The organism is Brevundimonas huaxiensis (assembly GCF_014218725.1).
In the GTDB taxonomy this organism is placed as follows: Bacteria; Pseudomonadota; Alphaproteobacteria; order Caulobacterales; family Caulobacteraceae; genus Brevundimonas; species Brevundimonas huaxiensis.
This window is the reverse complement of sequence record NZ_JABBJE010000002.1, coordinates 209,856-224,820: the sequence shown is the minus strand read 5'-3', so window position 1 is coordinate 224,820 and position 14,965 is coordinate 209,856. Positions and strand designations below refer to the sequence as shown.

Genomic DNA, 14,965 nt, shown 5'->3' with positions numbered 1-14,965 from the left:
GAATGAGCAACCTGCGCGTAGGCACCGTTAACTGGTTCGGCGGTCTCAACTCCAAGACCGGCAAGGTCAACGATTTTGGGTTCGTCCACTCGCGGGGCGATGACGTATTCGTCCACCGAACTCAGGTGATCTCTGACGCCGATCGCCTCGCGCCAGATGTCTCCGTGATTTTTCGCCTTGCGCGAGGAAAGGGAGAGAGACCAGCGGCCCAAAGCGTCCGAATTATTTCGGCAATCCCCGATGATGAGATCGGCTCCTTGCTTGAAGCAGTTCGTACATCTCCGGAAGAAGTGCTCCGCTTATTGCTTTCGCGGACGTCTCTGGCTGAATGGTATGATGAGGTTGTCGCGGTGCTTCAGTTGCCCGATGTCCAGCATAACTTTTGGCTTCTGAAAGAGTTATGCGATCGTCTTGCAATAACAGGCATTAACGATCCAATTCTTTCTCTGGTACCTGAGAGCATTAGACTTCAGCTAATCCGACGCCATTACGGACGGATCAGAGAATTATTGACGACACTTGTAAGCGCAACCGGAGACGCTATCTCCAGTGTCAACGCGTCAACACTTTACGCACGCATCACAGAACCGGATCAAGATATCGCTCGACGCTGGTCAGGCGAAGGTCGGCCAGCAGTCTACGCGAAAATGCTTTCGGCTCGCGTCGCCGAGATTGCCGCGAAGGAGATTTATGAACGCGCTGGCCATTCTGTTGAGGATGTATCGATCCATCAGCTCGGGGCCATTAGTAATGACTGGCTGACACACGACCTACTTTTAGACGAATCAATATCTGTTGATGTTAAGAATTCTCGACGACCTATAAGTAGCAAGAATTTTTATGTTGAACATACGGTTCCAAAATTTAAACTAGACCGCCGAAACTCTCACGTTCGAATTGCGGCGCTCTTATCTCCTTACGTAAAACACAGCCTTTCAGATAAGCCGTTCGACAAGTATTTTCCAAACGAGGATATTGTTTTCTTGGGGGAAACAAGCGTCCACGAACTGGACAGGCTATCTAAGACCTTCGATACGCCAAACTTTTCTGTTCCCCGGACATCAGATCGCGTTTTCCCGAATTGGGTCTTTTCTTATCCCGCATCTTGGTATGGGAGCTTCAACAAACTCATCGAAGCCGCTGATGCTGTTGATTGGCCCTCTGATGAAGATTGGGAATCAGCCTTTTCGGACCTACCAAAGGCCACGGTAATTCAGGCCTTCTGCATCCTCCAGAATACGCTCCCGGCACCCATTTCAGACGAAATGTGGGATTGGCAGGTTCGCCTGCACCATCGGCTGCGATCGGTGATCGGAGCGCCTCCTAACCTGCCCGCAATTTTCTTGACCATTCTCACAGACTTCCTGTCGGCCCTCAGCGAAGACCGAGAGAACTATGCTCCGAAGGACTGCGAGCAGTTGTTGTTCATAGACGGGCGTGCGCGTTTCCCGTTGGGCGCGATCGATCCACTCCAACTGGTCAGCAATCTCCTCAAGACTCTCCAGACGCTATGGGATGGTCGAGGAGAAACTCGGTTGGCGCGGTTCAAGCAATTTAGGTTTGTTGGTCTCGGCATACTCCAGGGAAGAGAGAGCCAAGAACGTCCTTGGACCACGATAATCGCCTACTGTGGGGGCGTTCAGTACGAAACTGACAAGGACGGGCACATCGAGTTTCGTGAGGGCGTAGCGACCCCCAAAGGAAAGTGCGGCCACACCCCCCTCATCATCGGTCACAGCCGTACATGCCCGTCATGTCGCAAACTGATTTGCTCCAAGTGCTCCTTCTGTAGCCAGCCGTGCAGAGATCAGTCCTTGGTCGAGGCAGCATCGCAGGAGATGGAGCGCATTCGATTGCGACGTGAACAGCACGAAGTCAGATGGGCATCGCAGAGCTCCCCCCCTCCAGAATGGGACGAAGTGCCACTCGGCGCATATGAGGACAGCCGACGTTGGGAGCGCATTCGTTAGATCGAGGCTAATGGTCGTCACCATGAGCTTCCAGCAGACCTTCGTATTGACACGACCACCCGGCCTATGATGTCGCGTTTCAGTCATTAACTGGCTGCGAAAAGCGACGGGTACCGCGCCCGAAGCTTTGCCTCATACTGCGTTTTGAAGTTCCAACGCGCAAAGCCTGCCCATGCCCATAGAATCACGCTGGCGTACCAAGCGAACGGAAGGAGGCAGAAGCCTGCGACCGTTGGCGCGATGACCACCCAGTTCTCGCCTGGTGCCCACATTTTACGAGCCTCGTGCTTCAGGAGCTTCTCGACCTCGGCACGACGCAGCCCGGAAATATCAATTGGGGTCACAGCTTGCTCAACGAGGGCTAGCCGATCTCCTTCACGCACGACCTCGACGCCTTCAGTCGAAATCTCGACCGCAAAGGCATCTAGCGCGGCTTCGCGTTGGGCCTTCTCAAACTCCTGCTGCTGACGAGCTCGTGCCGCCGCTGCCGTTTGATCGTTCTTAGCTTGCCTCTCAAGCTCTGCTCGTCGAGCCGCAACCTGCGCCTGGAAATCCATCGGCCTACCCCTCGTCGCTGCCGGAAAGCACGGCACCCAGCAGAGCGCCCCCTACAGCGAGCCCAAGCGTCCCGGCTGCCGCTTTGCGCCCAATGACTTTTGCCCGGTCCTCGGCAACGATCACGTCATCAAGCACACGGGCAGCACGTGCCTGTCGCTCGTGCTCAGGCACTCGACGTTCGAACGTGACCATCAAGGTTTCTCGGTCGGAAACGATCAAATGACGCTGCATGACATTCGCCATGAACACCATCCGCCACCCCTCAGCGGCCATCGCGTTGAGGTAGGCCTGCAGGACGTCGGTTTCGATCCGCCCCTCGTTCAGCAGCAAGGAACTGACCGCTCCATCAGCTACATCTATCACTTTGTATTCGTATTCCATTTCCCCTCGACAACCTCCGCCCCAACTCACGCCGATTCAACCCCAGGGCACTTCGCTTCTAGTGAAGGCTAGGCACCAGCGCTACGACAAATCGTCGTTTGGTCAGACGTTGATTTCAGGCCCGACGTTCTTTCGCCAGCCGTGCTCTCGTGGAGGCGTCAGTGGGTATGGTGCAGGTCGAATTCCAAAGTTAGACTGAGCTAACGATCATAACTTAGGAAACGTCCGAATCACGATGTCACGCCAGAATGGGAAGTCTGTGGGTGGAGCCCTTTCGCCGTGCCGTAATCGGCGCTAGAAGCCATGCCACGACTGGCTTTGATGGCGCTCCTTCCGACGAGTTCGTAATGATGGGGTCAGGTGTTCGAGTCACCTAAGCGGCACCACTTCTCCGAGCGCGATTCGCGCGGGAGGCGGCGCATGAAGCGCCGAAATATATCCTCAAGGTTGAATCGTCAGCTATAGCGCACGTAGCAATCCCTAGCTGAGCAGCTTTGGCTTGACGGGATCGGTGTTTTGGGGCCATGGCGCCGCATTATCTATGCCCGCAGGCCGACATGAACGACGCAGTTGATCCCGTAGACATCGCCATCGGCGGACGCATCCGCACCCGTCGTGAGGAACTGCGTATCACCCAGGCGCAATTGGCCGCCGGCGCAGGCGTGACCTTCCAGCAGATCCAGAAGTACGAGCGGGGCGTGAACCGCGTCTCGGCCGCCCGTCTGCTGCAGATCGCCTCAGTGCTGAAATCGACCGGCGCAGCCCTGTTGGGCGAACTTGAAACGGCCGAGGGCGACGAGCTGGCCCTGGCCGCACCCGGCGTCGCCGAACTGCTGGCGGCCTTCCGCGGCATCAAGGACGCCGCTCAACGCGACGCCCTTCTGACCGTGGCCAAGGGCCTGCGCGGCTGATCAGGCCCGGTTGCTGGCGCTTTTCAGCAACTGCTCAACCTCGTCGCGATGGTCGGCTCCGTCGAGAGCCGCGCCTGCCAACCATGACTGGATGGCGTCCAGTGCGCGCGCATCGCGTCCGTCCGAACGGCCGGCGTCGGACAGGCTCTGGCGGATGATCTCGATCATGCAGACCGCCTCGACGGCCGAGGTCGGGGCGTGATCGAGAAGCGTGGTTTCCGCCGCTTCCATCGGCGTCAGATCCAGTTCGACAAGAAGGTTCTCGCCGCTGGCGGACAGCGATGACGATCCGACCTGTTTCGCCAGATTGGCCGTTTCCAGCCACGAGCGGAAAAGCGGCATGAAGGCGGGGGCGGTTTGGATATTCATGACATTCAGACTTTCTGTAGCGCCCGGATCGATGCGGGCGCTGATTTGGGACGGGCGTAGGGGGCGCATTGGGCCTCCCAGACGCCCAAGAGGGCGAGGAGAAGGAGCTCGAACCAGACGACCATTCGGGTCGATACGATCGACCACAGCAGGGCGTCGGAACCGGCGATGCCGGCCAGATGGGTCGAAACCGCGATGAGCTGGGCGCCGGCGGCGAGAAGCAGCCACCATCGGTCGTAACGGAGCGCCAGACCGACCAGCAGACAGAACATGGACACCGACAGGATCGCCACCCCCCACCGGAAATGCCCGATGAACAGGTGATCGACCAATGGCGTGCCCCAGTTGAGGACGACCAGTGCGACCAGGGCGATCCGCTCCGGCATACGACCCTTCCAAAGCAGAAGGGCCATGACGCCGTAGGTCAGGCACATCAGAAACAAGGACAGCGGCGACCCCATTCCGACGGCCGCGATCAAGCGGCGACGGCGAGAACCGGGGCGAACCCAGTGGGTTTGACTGTCTTGTCTTCGTGCGCGCCGTCCATATGCCAGCCGACCTGATGGTCGTCGGCGACCTGGGCCAGTTCGGAGTGACTGGCGATGACGGCGCCACGAACCTCGGCCAGTTGGCTTAGGCCGCGCACCATATTGGCCAGCGCCTTCTGTCCGACTTCCGCCGCCAGGCGCGCCTCGACCCGACCTTCCAACGCGGTCTGAACCAAGCGGCTGACCTCGATCATCGCCTGATCGACGACGTGTTCGGCGGTTCTGACCTGCCGCGCCACGCGGACGCCGACGTGCATGTTCTTCATTGGCCCATCTCCCGTTAAGCCGTTTGGTCAGCGCATTTCAGCGGGAGCAAGCCGGTCGAAAAGGGATGGAACCACCATGCCCGCCGTCACGATCCCGATGGCGAACAGAAGGGCGATGGCGGCCCCGGCGACGATGATCCCCACCCTCGCCAGAGCCCCACGAGGAGGCGCAGGCAGAAGCCAGGATGTCGTTGGGTCGGAAACCGCATCGCCCGACTGTTCGGCCGACGTGGGATCATTGAGCGGAGGTGAGCGGTCGCTGGGAATGAGTATCGACGCCTCTGAGTAGCCAATACTCAGTCGCCGGGCCGCCAGTTTGCGGTCCGAAACGCCCAGTTTGGCGTAGGCGCGGTGCAGATGATTGCCGACCGTGCGCGGCGAGATGCGCAGGCGCGCAGCGATTTCCTTGTCCTCCAGACCTTGGCCGGCCAGGCGGACGCATTCGCTCTCTCTCGTCGTCAGGCCGTCTGGCATGGGGACCCCCTTGGGCCTGTTTACCCTAAAATGAGGGGGAGTCAGCCGATATGCTTACGCCGCGAAGCAGTTTCTGCAGGCTGCGCGCCGCGTCAGATCACTTGAACATATAAGCATATCTTTATATGCCTGTCGGTCTGACACTGACAGGAGCCTCTCTTGGCCGCTCGTTCTTCCTTCCTCTTCACCTCGGAAAGCGTTTCCGAAGGCCACCCCGACAAGGTCGCGGACCGCATCTCGGACACCGTCGTGGACGCCTTCCTGGCCAAGGATCCCGAGGCGCGCGTGGCGTGCGAGACCCTGGTGACGACCCAGCGCATCGTGCTGGCCGGCGAGGTCCGCGCCACCCAGCCGGGCAACACCAAAGAACAGAACGAAGCCTTCACCCAGAGCATCATCGACAGCCTGGAGCCGCTGGTCCGCGCTGCGGTCAAGGACATCGGCTATGAACAGGACGGCTTCCATTGGGAGACGGCGGACTACTCCTGCTTCCTGCACGCCCAGTCAGCCGACATCGCCGTCGGCGTCGACTCGACCAATGAGAAGGACGAGGGCGCGGGCGATCAGGGCATCATGTTCGGCTATGCGTCGAACGAGACGCCCGAGCTGATGCCGGCGACCCTGCAGTACAGCCACAACATCCTGAAGCGCCTGGCCGAGGTTCGTCACGCCGGCGGCTCGCAGCTTGAGCCCGACGCCAAGAGCCAGGTCACGATCGAATACGAGGACGGCAAGCCGGTCCGCGCCACCTCGATCGTCCTGTCGACCCAGCACGCCAAGGGGCTGAGCTCCGAACAGGTCGCCGAGATCGTCAAACCCTATATCCTCGAAGTGCTGCCGGAAGGCTTCACCGACGAGAACACCGTCTGGCACATCAACCCGACCGGCATCTTCGAGATCGGCGGACCGGACGGCGACGCCGGCCTGACCGGCCGCAAGATCATCGTCGACACCTACGGCGGCGCGGCGCCCCACGGCGGCGGCGCCTTCTCGGGCAAGGATCCGACCAAGGTGGACCGTTCAGCCGCCTACGCCTGCCGCTATCTGGCCAAGAACGTGGTCGCCGCCGGCCTGGCCGACCGCTGCACCATTCAGATCTCCTACGCCATCGGCGTGGCCAAGCCCCAGTCGATCCACGTCGATTTGCACGGCACCGGCAAAATCTCCGAAGCGGTGTTGGAAGACAAGATTCTGGACCTGATCGGCGGCGCCACGCCGCGTGCGATCCGCCAGCATCTGGGCCTGAACAAGCCGATCTACGCGCGCACGACCGCCTATGGCCACTTCGGCCGCGAGCCGGACGCAGACGGCGGTTTCAGCTGGGAAAGGACCGATCTGGTCGATCAGCTCAAGGCGTTGGCCTAAGGCTTCAAGCGGCCTGATCGACGGTCAGGCCGCGCACGCCCGCCAGATTGGCGTCGGTCAGGTCGGCCTGACGGGTCTGGGCGCCGTGCAGCGTCGCCCGGCCCAGATCGGCGCCGGCCAGGACGGCGCGCTTCAGGTCGGCGCCCGACAGGTCAGCGCCGCGGAGCACGGCGCCCGTCAGATCGGCGGGCATCAGCCGGTCGGCGGCGATCAGAAGCGGCCCCAGTTGCGCCTCGCGCATGTCCGCTCCGTTCAGTCGCGCGCCTCGCAGGCGCGCCCCGCGCAGGTCGGCGCGCCGCAGCTTGGCGGAGCGCAGGTCGGCGTTGTCGAGCTGGGCGCCCTGCAACTGCACCCCTTCCATATCCAGGCCATAAAAGACCGCGCCCTTGGCCGACAGGGCGGTCAGGTTCAGGCCCGTGATCGATTTCAGCGGACGCAGGTCGACGCCGTTGAAGACCGACGGCTGTCCTTCCGCGCCGCCGGTCTCGCACCAGCGCGCATGTTCGCGCAGCATCTCGGCGGCGGGCATTTTTTCCACGGACTCGCAGGACGACCTGTTGTCGGTTAGGGCACCCTGCATGTCGGCGCCGTCGGCGCGCCACATGGTTGTCTTGCAGCCCACAAGGATGGCGTCGCGCAAATCGGCGCCCGACAGGTCCGCCCCTGACAGATCGGCGCCGGCCAGGTCGGCCCCGCGGAAATCCGCCTGCTTCAGATTGGCCCGCACCAGTTTGCAGTCCTTCATCACCGCGCCGGAGAAGTCGGCCTTCACAGCGATGACGCCGGCCATCTTGGAGCGTTGAAGATTGGCGCCGGCCAGGCAGGCGCCGCTGGCCTCGGTCTCGTCGCGGTGGCGCGGTTCGATGACCTTGAAGCCCAGTCTGGCGTCGGCGGCCGCGATGGTGCCCTCACGCAGGTCGGCCTCGAACAGATCGGCGCCCGACAGGTCCGCTCCGCGCAGACAGGCGCCGCGCAGATCAGAGCGGCGCAGGCTGGCCTCAGCCAGGATCGCATCCTGCATGTCCGCGCCGAAGAAGTTGGCGTTGTCCAGCTTGGCCCCGGTCAGGTCGCAGCCTTCCAGACAGGCGGCGGCGAAATCGGCATCGGCCAGATTGCGGCCCTTCAGGCTGAGGCCCGACAGGTCCATCCAGGCGAAGACGGCGCGGGCGCCGCCGGGTCGGGCCTGGAACAGCCGGTCGTGCCGGGCGCAGATGACGTCCAGCTCCGCCTGCGTCAGGCGCTTTCTCACGAGGGGTTCAGCGGCGAGGGCCATCAGGACACATTACGCGCCCTGACTTAAGAAACCTTTGAACGGCGAAGCCGCCTCAGACGGTCAGCAGCCCCTGGGCCTGAAGGGCCTCGGCCAACTCGCCCGGCCCGGTCCACAGCCGCGTGTAACCGGCTTCGCCCAGCCGCTTCAGCTCGGTGACCAGATCGGCCTTGGGCGAGGCGACGAACCGGCCGTCGAAGCCCGAGCCATCCTCGCTGATGCGCACCATCGGGCGGCCGGTTTCCAGCCGGTGCAGGAAGCCTTCGCACAGGGCCGCGCCCTCTTCGCACATCAGGCCGGTCTCGACCGTCAGCCCTTGCGCGCGCAGGCGCTCGGTGCCGCGCCCGGCCGCAAACGGCGACGGGTCCATACAGGCGATCACGACCCGCGCCACGCCCGCCTCGGTCAGGAAGTGGGCGCAGGACTTGCGGCCCGACGACCGCGCGCCGCAGGGTTCCAGCGTGACATAGACGGTCGAGCCGACGACATCCGCGCCGGCGGCGGGCACGGCCTGCTCCTCGGCATGGGGACGACCGCCCGGCGCGGTGGCGGCCTGGGCGATGACCCGGCCGTCCTTGACGATGACGCAACCGACCGCCGGATTAGGCCAGGTCTCGCCCATCCGGCCGGTCGCCAGGGCGATCGCCTGGGCCATGAAGGCCTGGTCGGCTTCGCTCCAGCTCATGATGCGGTCGGCAATGTCTCGGCGCGAGCGGCGTCGAGGTAGCGGGCGGCGGTGGGCTTCAGATCCGCGTCCAGATCGATCTCCAGCGGATTGCCCGTGGGGATTTCGACGCCGACGATCTGATCGTCCGGCACGCCGAACAGCAGTTTGACGATGGCGCGCAGGGAGTTGCCGTGGGCGGCGATCAACACATCCTCGCCCGCCTTCAGGCGCGGCGCGATCTCGGCGTCCCAATAGGGCTTCACCCGGTCCAGCGTGGTCTTCAGGCTTTCGGTGTCGGGAATGGCCTTGCCGGCGTAGCGGGGGTCGGCGTTGAAATCGAACTCGCCGCCGGGCGCCAGCGGGGGCGGCGGCACATCATAGCTGCGGCGCCAGATCTTGACCTGGTCTTCGCCGTGTTTCTGGGCCGTCTCGGCCTTGTTCAGGCCCGTCAGACCGCCGTAGTGGCGCTCGTTCAGCCGCCAGTCCTCGATCACCGGCACATCGGTCAGGCCCGCCGACTGCAACGCCAGGGCGCCCGTGCGCTGGGCGCGCGTCAGGACCGAGGTGAACATCACCGCCGGCTTGAACCCGGCCTCGGCGATCAGTTCGCCGCCGCGACGCGCCTGGACCTCGCCTTCCGCCGTCAGATCGACGTCGACCCAGCCGGTGAAGCGGTTCTCGAGGTTCCACTGGCTCTGGCCGTGGCGGAGCAGGATCAGGCGCGGCATTCGGTCGGTCCTTCGAAATAGGGCCTCTCGGGGTAGGACGCCCTCCGAAGTCGGTCAAGGCTCGCGAGCCGCGCCATCGCTTGTCGCGCCGCGCAGGTCGGGGTAACGGTCGGATCGATGTCCGACCGTCTTTTCTTTCCACTGGCGCTCGCCGCCGCCGTCGTGATGATCGCCCTGGCGACCGTCTGGCCCTGAGCCTCTAGAAGAGGATCTTGCGCAGGTTGATGCGGAAGACGCGCCCCTGCGGGTCCAGATAGTCGCGCTGATAGTTGACCGGCGTCTGACCGTCGCTGCTGGTCACCGAGACGCGGTCGTCAAAGATGTTCTGAACGCCGAAGCCGATCCGCGTGCCCTTCAGGAACGGGAAGCGCTCGACCCATGAGGTGCGTTGGGTCAGGTCGGCGAAGGCGAACAGATTGACGGTTGTCCGGCCCGAGAAGTCCAGATCGGGCGACCCCAGCGCGTCGCCATTGACCGTCGTGCCCGAGCGCCAGTTGGCGTTGACGAAGGCGCCCACGCCGTTTCTGGATAGGCCGGTCTGAAGCTGGACCTCATGGCGCGACTGACCGCCCGAGCCGGAGATGGAATCGCCGTCCAGCAGATCCAGCGACGCCAGACCGTCGCGAATGGTGACCTCGTCCTGGACGCGCCAGGTGTGGGTCAGCGACAGGTTGAAGATGCCTTGGCCGGGCTGCATTCCGGATCCCCGTCCGCCGCGCATCCGTCCGCCGCCGGGGCCGCCCGGTCCGCCCGGTCCGCCCATCATCATCATTCCGCCGCCGCCCGGGCCGCCGCCAGGACCGCCGCGTCCGCCCGGACCACGACCGCCCGCCGCCGCCGGGTTCGGCTTGCCGAACGGGCGCGAGAAGTTGAAGCCCCACTGTACGTCCTGCTGCTCGCGCTTGAAGAAGTTCAGCGGACGGGCATCGATGGACACCAGATTGCCGTCCGCATCGCGAACGAACCGATCCGGCAGGGCTGCCTCAAGGTCGGGCGTGATGGCCGGGAAGCTGGAGATTTCATTGTCCGCCTCGGTGCGAGTGTAGGCCAGGTTCAGGCGGAAATCCTTGTCCGACACCGGCTGCCAGTTCATGCCCAGCTTCAGGATGCGCCGATCCTCGGCCTGCAGATTGGGATCGCCGCCGGTGATCCGGTTGATCTCGACGGTCTGGCCGGTGCGGAAGTCGAAGACCGGCGTATTCGGCGTCGATACCGTCGGGTCGTTCAACTGCTGGACCGTTGGAGCCTTGCCCTCGTCGGAATAGTTGGCCGAGAAGGACAGCCGCTCGACCGGCGACCAGTTCAGCCCGGCCCCGACCGAGGACACGCCGCCGAAGTCGGACAGCTCCTGATAGGCCAAGTTCAGATTGGCCGACAGATCGCCGATCTTGGGCAGGACGCCGCGCTCGACGTTGGAGATCGGCAGATCGAAGTTGGCCTGGACGCTGCCCGAGTTGCGCGACTGCGACCGATCCACGGCGACACTTGAACCCAGGCTCTCGGAGAACCGCAGGCTCTCGGAATCCAGCGACTGATAACCGGCCCCGACCTTGAAGGTCGAGGTGATGTCGCCGGCCGGCAGTTCATAGGGACGCCCGTTCAACACCAGTTCCGCCGTCGCCGTCTGGGCCACAGAGTTGGCGGTGTCGCGCGGATTGACGATGGCCCGGTCGGTCAGGTCGCCGAAAGGATTGACCGTCAGATCGCCTGCGATCAAAGCCCGCAACGCCGTCGCGTTCACGCCTCGCCCCGTCGTGGTGTCGGTCTCGACGCGGCTGTATTCCCCCGTCGCCGTCCAGCGCCAGTCACCGACATAGCCGTCGAACACCGTGCCCAGTTCGGCGGTGCGCGTATCGGTCTTGCGCGTCAGGGCGCCGGGCAGGTCCAGATAGCTGAACAGGGTCGCGTCCTGGCCGGTCGGCGAGAACGGATTGGTCCCCGGCACGGTCAGCTGAACATTGGGCAGGCCCTGATAGCTGAAGCTGTTGGAGTCCTCCACGCTGCCGCTCAGCGTCATGCCGACCTTGTCGTTCAGGTCGTGCTTGTAGGTGCCCGACACCGACAGTTCGTCCGTCTTGGGCAGCAGGGTGCGATAGGCGTTGGCCAGTTCGCTGTCGCCGCCGGCTGTCGTGCTGCGGTCGATGTCGCGCTCGGTCTCGAACAGGGTGTTGGAGGTCGTGCCGTTGATATCGACCGACCAGCGGTCCGAGCCGGCGATGCGCAGGATATTGTTCTCGCTGGCGGTGGTCGTGCGACCACCCTGCTCAGGTCGGCTGACGTTGACCGAGGCGGTCAGGGACTTGAAGTCCGCCTTCAGCACGATGTTCACCACCCGCTGATTGGCGCTGTAGCCATAGGACAACGCGGTCTCTTCAGGCAGAACGTCGAACCGTTCGATGGCCTCGGGCGGAATGCCGCGGATTTCGCGGAAGCCCGAGATGCGGCGTCCATTGACCAGGAAGACCGGAGACCCGCCGCGCGCGCTGCGGGTTTGGGCCTCCAGCAGGGTGATCAGTTCGCCGATGTTGGTCGCGCCGAACGCCTGGATCTGGGCGGTGTCGTAAGAGACGATCGGTTCCTGCCCGCCCAGGGCCACCCCGCGCCGCGCCGCCGTCACCTCTACGTCCGGCAGAACGACCGTCGGCTCCTCCTGCTGGACCTGCGCCTGGGCTTCTAGCGGCTGGGCCGCATTGGTTTGGGCCTGAACAGGCTGGACGACACCGGCGGCGGGGGCCAGCGCAAGCAGGAGAAGCGCGGTCTGGGTCATGGAACGACGATCCGGGAGATGATTTCAGCCCTTGTCAGGACGGGACAAACATGGCCGTAAAACGACACAATTCATGAACAAAGTGAAAGCGTTGCACTCTTTCGACACAACGCAAAAACCTGCGACGGAAAGTCCGCTAAAGCGCGTTAAAGCCTGTTGGGTTGCGTTTGGATGATAGCGCGCAAGGCGCGCTCAAACCGGCGTCCTGGCCCAACCTTGGAGTCCAGCGATGAAGACTCCGCGTTGACCGCCTCCGGGCTTTCGGCTATAGGCCCGCCCTCTTGAGATTTCCGCGCCGTGGACGTGTGCTCCGCGGCGTTTTCCGTTCGAAGGTTTGACATGGCCAACAACCCCGGCGCCCGCAAGGCGATCCGCAAGATCGAAGCGCGTACCGAAGTGAACAAGGCGCGCCGCTCGCGCGTCCGCACCTATCTGCGCAAGTTCCAGGAAGCTCTGGCCGGCGGCGACGCCGCCGTCGCCAAGACCGCCTTCATCGAGGCCCAGTCCGAGCTGATGCGCGCCGTCTCCAAGGGCGTCGTTCACAAGAACACCGGCTCGCGCAAGGTTTCGCGCCTGGCCGCCCAGCTGAAGAAGCTGTCGGCCGCCTGAGCCAAAATTAATCCAACAGCGGACGGAGCAGCTGTCGCTGTTTCGTTGTGGGATTATAAAGCAATATCAACGGCGAAGGCGCGCAAGCTCCTTCGCCGTTTTGCGTTGTGTCGCTAACTGTCAAATCTGAAAACACCGATCGTCGAGCCATGATCCGGCCGAAATTCCAAGCGGTGTCAGGGTTTCACGGAGTCAAACAATTTAACTGCAAATCGACCAACGAATCAGCGTTGACCCACCCGGCTCGCGGCGTAAGTTTTGACCTCTAACGCACTTCCATCCCAGCACGGATGAAGACGGCGCGAGGCCTATGTTTCGCGTCGGCGGGAGATGTCTGTTCAGAGGTTAGACCCCGTCCGAAAAGCACTGCTTTTCGGCGCAGGAGAAGTCGTCCCTGAACCATCGCCCTGAAGCGCGGAAGGTCGGAATGGTTCTTCTCAAGGTGGGCGGGCAAAGATGGTTGGGGGCGCAGCGGCGATGGCAGGCGGAACGAAGACGTCGGGACTGACGGATCCGGACCGCATCTGGAGCGAGGCGTCCGTGCGCCTGCGCGCTGAAATCGGCGATGGTCCCTTCTCGTCCTATATCGCCCCGTCGGCGGTCCGCCTGGACAACGCCGGCCATCTGATCCTGGTCACCCCGACCGCCTATGCTCGCGACTGGGTGCGCAAGAACGCCCTGCGTCGCATGAACGAGCTGTGGCTGGGCCTGGACGGCCTGTCGCGCCGCCTTGAGGTGCGCTGCCGCGCCGAAGTGGGTTCGGCCCCGCCGGCCTCGGCCGTGATGCCAGGCAATGTGGTGGACGCCGCCCCGCGTCTGGCCGCCTTCGCCGCCACGCCGCAGATGGCGTCCGCCGCCCCAATCAGCGCCGACGGCGCCCGCGCCGTTCGCGCCGCCGGTCTGCAGGATCGCCTGACGTTCGACAGCTTCGTCGAGGGTCAGGGCAACGCCTTCGCCCTGGCCATCGCCAAACAGGTCGCCAGCTGGGCCGACGGTCACTTCAATCCCGTCTTCTTCTGCGGCCCCTACGGTTACGGCAAGACCCACCTGCTGAACGCGATCGCCTGGGAGGCTCAGCGTCTGCGGCCAGAGGCCAAGGTCGTCTATCTGACCGCCGAACGTTTCCTGTCGACCTTCGTCAAGGCGATGCAGGACCGCTCGACCGCCGCCTTCAAGGAAAGCCTGCGCTCGGCCGACATGCTGCTGCTGGACGACGTCCAGTTCGTGGGCGGCAAGACCTCGACCCAGGAAGAGCTGCTCTCGACCCTGACCGCCCTGATCGAGGACGGCAAACGCATCGTCTTCTCGGCCGACCGTGCGCCCATGGCCCTGACCGAGGTCGAGCCGCGCCTGCGCAGCCACCTTGCCGCCGGTTTGACCTGCCCGGTCGAGGCGGGCGACCGCGAGCTGAAGATCGCCGTGGCCCAGAACCGTCTGAAGGCCCTGTCAGCCCTGGGCGTCGTCCAGGGCGAAGCCAACCCGGAGGTCCTGGCCCAGCTGGTGGACCGCACCCCCGGCTCGATGCGAGAGCTCGAGGGCGCCGTGAACACCCTGGCCGCCGCCGCGGGCGCGCGCCTGTCGTCGGTGTCGGTGGACGAAGCCTCGACCCTGCTGGGCATGGCCATGCGCGGCGGCCCCGAGCGTCGCATCACCGTGGACGAGATTCAGAAGACGGTCGCCGACCACTTCAACATGAAACAGGCCGACCTGCTCAGCGAGCGCCGCACCCGTTCGGTCGCCCGCCCGCGCCAGATCGCCATGTATCTGTGCAAGCAGCACACGACCCGCTCCTACCCCGACATCGGCCGTCGTTTCGGCGGGCGCGATCACACCACGGTCCTGCACGGCGTGCGCAAGATCGAGGAGCTGATGCCGCAGGACGATCAGATCGCCCGCGATGTCGAGGCCCTGACGCGCAAGCTGCGGGGCTGATTTCGAGCGGCGAGTGACGCGTGGCGAGTGACAAGCGAGGAGAAACTGTCTCCTCCTACCGAGTTGCCCCCAATATCCACTCGCCACTCGCCACTAACCACTCGCCACTTCCTTGCAGCACGCGCCCAATCCGCTAGTGTCCCAGGTCAC

Annotated in this window: 15 protein-coding genes; 5 read left to right on the top strand and 10 right to left on the bottom strand. The window is 63.8% G+C overall.

Going from position 1 to position 14,965, the window contains the following annotated elements:
* Positions 1-2: 2 nt before the first annotated feature.
* Positions 3-1,970 (top strand): cold-shock protein, encoded by a 1,968-nt coding sequence (locus HF680_RS06255; RefSeq protein WP_185224447.1) that lies wholly within the window; start codon positions 3-5, stop codon positions 1,968-1,970.
* 86 nt (positions 1,971-2,056) lie between these two features.
* Here the strand turns inward: HF680_RS06255 and HF680_RS06250 are convergent, their stop codons facing one another.
* Together HF680_RS06250 and HF680_RS06245 are read right to left on the bottom strand one after the other, a co-directional pair.
* The gene (locus HF680_RS06250; protein WP_185224446.1) at positions 2,057-2,527 is read right to left on the bottom strand and encodes a hypothetical protein; all 471 of its coding nucleotides are present in this window, start codon (positions 2,525-2,527) and stop codon (positions 2,057-2,059) included.
* A 4-nt stretch (positions 2,528-2,531) separates the two neighbouring features.
* Positions 2,532-2,909 (bottom strand): DUF4177 domain-containing protein, encoded by a 378-nt coding sequence (locus HF680_RS06245; RefSeq protein WP_185224445.1) that lies wholly within the window; start codon positions 2,907-2,909, stop codon positions 2,532-2,534.
* A gap of 557 nt (positions 2,910-3,466) precedes the next feature.
* On the opposite strand from HF680_RS06245, the gene HF680_RS06240 reads away from it, so the two are divergent.
* Positions 3,467-3,820 (top strand): helix-turn-helix domain-containing protein, encoded by a 354-nt coding sequence (locus HF680_RS06240; RefSeq protein WP_039246365.1) that lies wholly within the window; start codon positions 3,467-3,469, stop codon positions 3,818-3,820.
* Here HF680_RS06240 and HF680_RS06235 read toward each other — a convergent pair whose 3' ends face one another.
* From HF680_RS06235 to HF680_RS06220, 4 genes are read right to left on the bottom strand one after another with little or no spacing between them, the layout of a single operon-like run.
* The gene (locus tag HF680_RS06235) at positions 3,821-4,189 is read right to left on the bottom strand and encodes a hypothetical protein (protein WP_045811546.1); all 369 of its coding nucleotides are present in this window, start codon (positions 4,187-4,189) and stop codon (positions 3,821-3,823) included.
* Positions 4,190-4,194: 5 nt separating this feature from the next.
* The gene (locus HF680_RS06230) at positions 4,195-4,650 is read right to left on the bottom strand and encodes a hypothetical protein (protein ID WP_045811545.1); all 456 of its coding nucleotides are present in this window, start codon (positions 4,648-4,650) and stop codon (positions 4,195-4,197) included.
* Between the two features lie 14 nt (positions 4,651-4,664).
* The gene (locus tag HF680_RS06225; RefSeq protein ID WP_185224444.1) at positions 4,665-5,003 is read right to left on the bottom strand and encodes a hypothetical protein; all 339 of its coding nucleotides are present in this window, start codon (positions 5,001-5,003) and stop codon (positions 4,665-4,667) included.
* A 27-nt stretch (positions 5,004-5,030) separates the two neighbouring features.
* Positions 5,031-5,477, bottom strand: coding sequence for a helix-turn-helix domain-containing protein (locus HF680_RS06220; RefSeq protein WP_045811544.1), 447 nt, complete (start codon positions 5,475-5,477; stop codon positions 5,031-5,033).
* 159 nt (positions 5,478-5,636) lie between these two features.
* Between HF680_RS06220 and metK the strand changes: the two genes are divergently transcribed.
* Positions 5,637-6,842, top strand: coding sequence for a methionine adenosyltransferase (gene metK, locus HF680_RS06215; protein ID WP_045811543.1), 1,206 nt, complete (start codon positions 5,637-5,639; stop codon positions 6,840-6,842).
* Between the two features lie 4 nt (positions 6,843-6,846).
* On the opposite strand, the gene HF680_RS06210 is transcribed toward metK, so the two are convergent.
* The 4 genes from HF680_RS06210 to HF680_RS06195 all read right to left on the bottom strand — a co-directional run bounded on the left by HF680_RS06210 (position 6,847) and on the right by HF680_RS06195 (position 12,274).
* Positions 6,847-8,115 (bottom strand): pentapeptide repeat-containing protein, encoded by a 1,269-nt coding sequence (locus tag HF680_RS06210; RefSeq protein WP_156146823.1) that lies wholly within the window; start codon positions 8,113-8,115, stop codon positions 6,847-6,849.
* Positions 8,116-8,167: 52 nt separating this feature from the next.
* Positions 8,168-8,797, bottom strand: a complete 630-nt coding sequence (locus HF680_RS06205) for a bifunctional diaminohydroxyphosphoribosylaminopyrimidine deaminase/5-amino-6-(5-phosphoribosylamino)uracil reductase RibD (protein WP_017505935.1) — start codon at positions 8,795-8,797, stop codon at positions 8,168-8,170.
* Positions 8,794-9,507 (bottom strand): 2,3-diphosphoglycerate-dependent phosphoglycerate mutase, encoded by a 714-nt coding sequence (gene gpmA / locus HF680_RS06200; protein WP_045811540.1) that lies wholly within the window; start codon positions 9,505-9,507, stop codon positions 8,794-8,796. The genes HF680_RS06205 and gpmA overlap by 4 nt, the downstream gene beginning before the upstream one ends.
* Before the next feature lie 199 nt (positions 9,508-9,706).
* The gene (locus HF680_RS06195; protein ID WP_045811539.1) at positions 9,707-12,274 is read right to left on the bottom strand and encodes a TonB-dependent receptor plug domain-containing protein; all 2,568 of its coding nucleotides are present in this window, start codon (positions 12,272-12,274) and stop codon (positions 9,707-9,709) included.
* 339 nt (positions 12,275-12,613) lie between these two features.
* Here HF680_RS06195 and rpsT point away from each other — a divergent pair, with 339 nt between their 5' ends.
* Both rpsT and dnaA read left to right on the top strand, forming a co-directional pair.
* On the top strand, positions 12,614-12,883 hold the full coding sequence (gene rpsT, locus HF680_RS06190; RefSeq protein ID WP_017505938.1) for a 30S ribosomal protein S20: 270 nt from the start codon (positions 12,614-12,616) through the stop codon (positions 12,881-12,883).
* A gap of 456 nt (positions 12,884-13,339) precedes the next feature.
* Positions 13,340-14,815, top strand: coding sequence for a chromosomal replication initiator protein DnaA (dnaA, locus tag HF680_RS06185; RefSeq protein ID WP_369796287.1), 1,476 nt, complete (start codon positions 13,340-13,342; stop codon positions 14,813-14,815).
* Positions 14,816-14,965 lie beyond the last annotated feature (150 nt).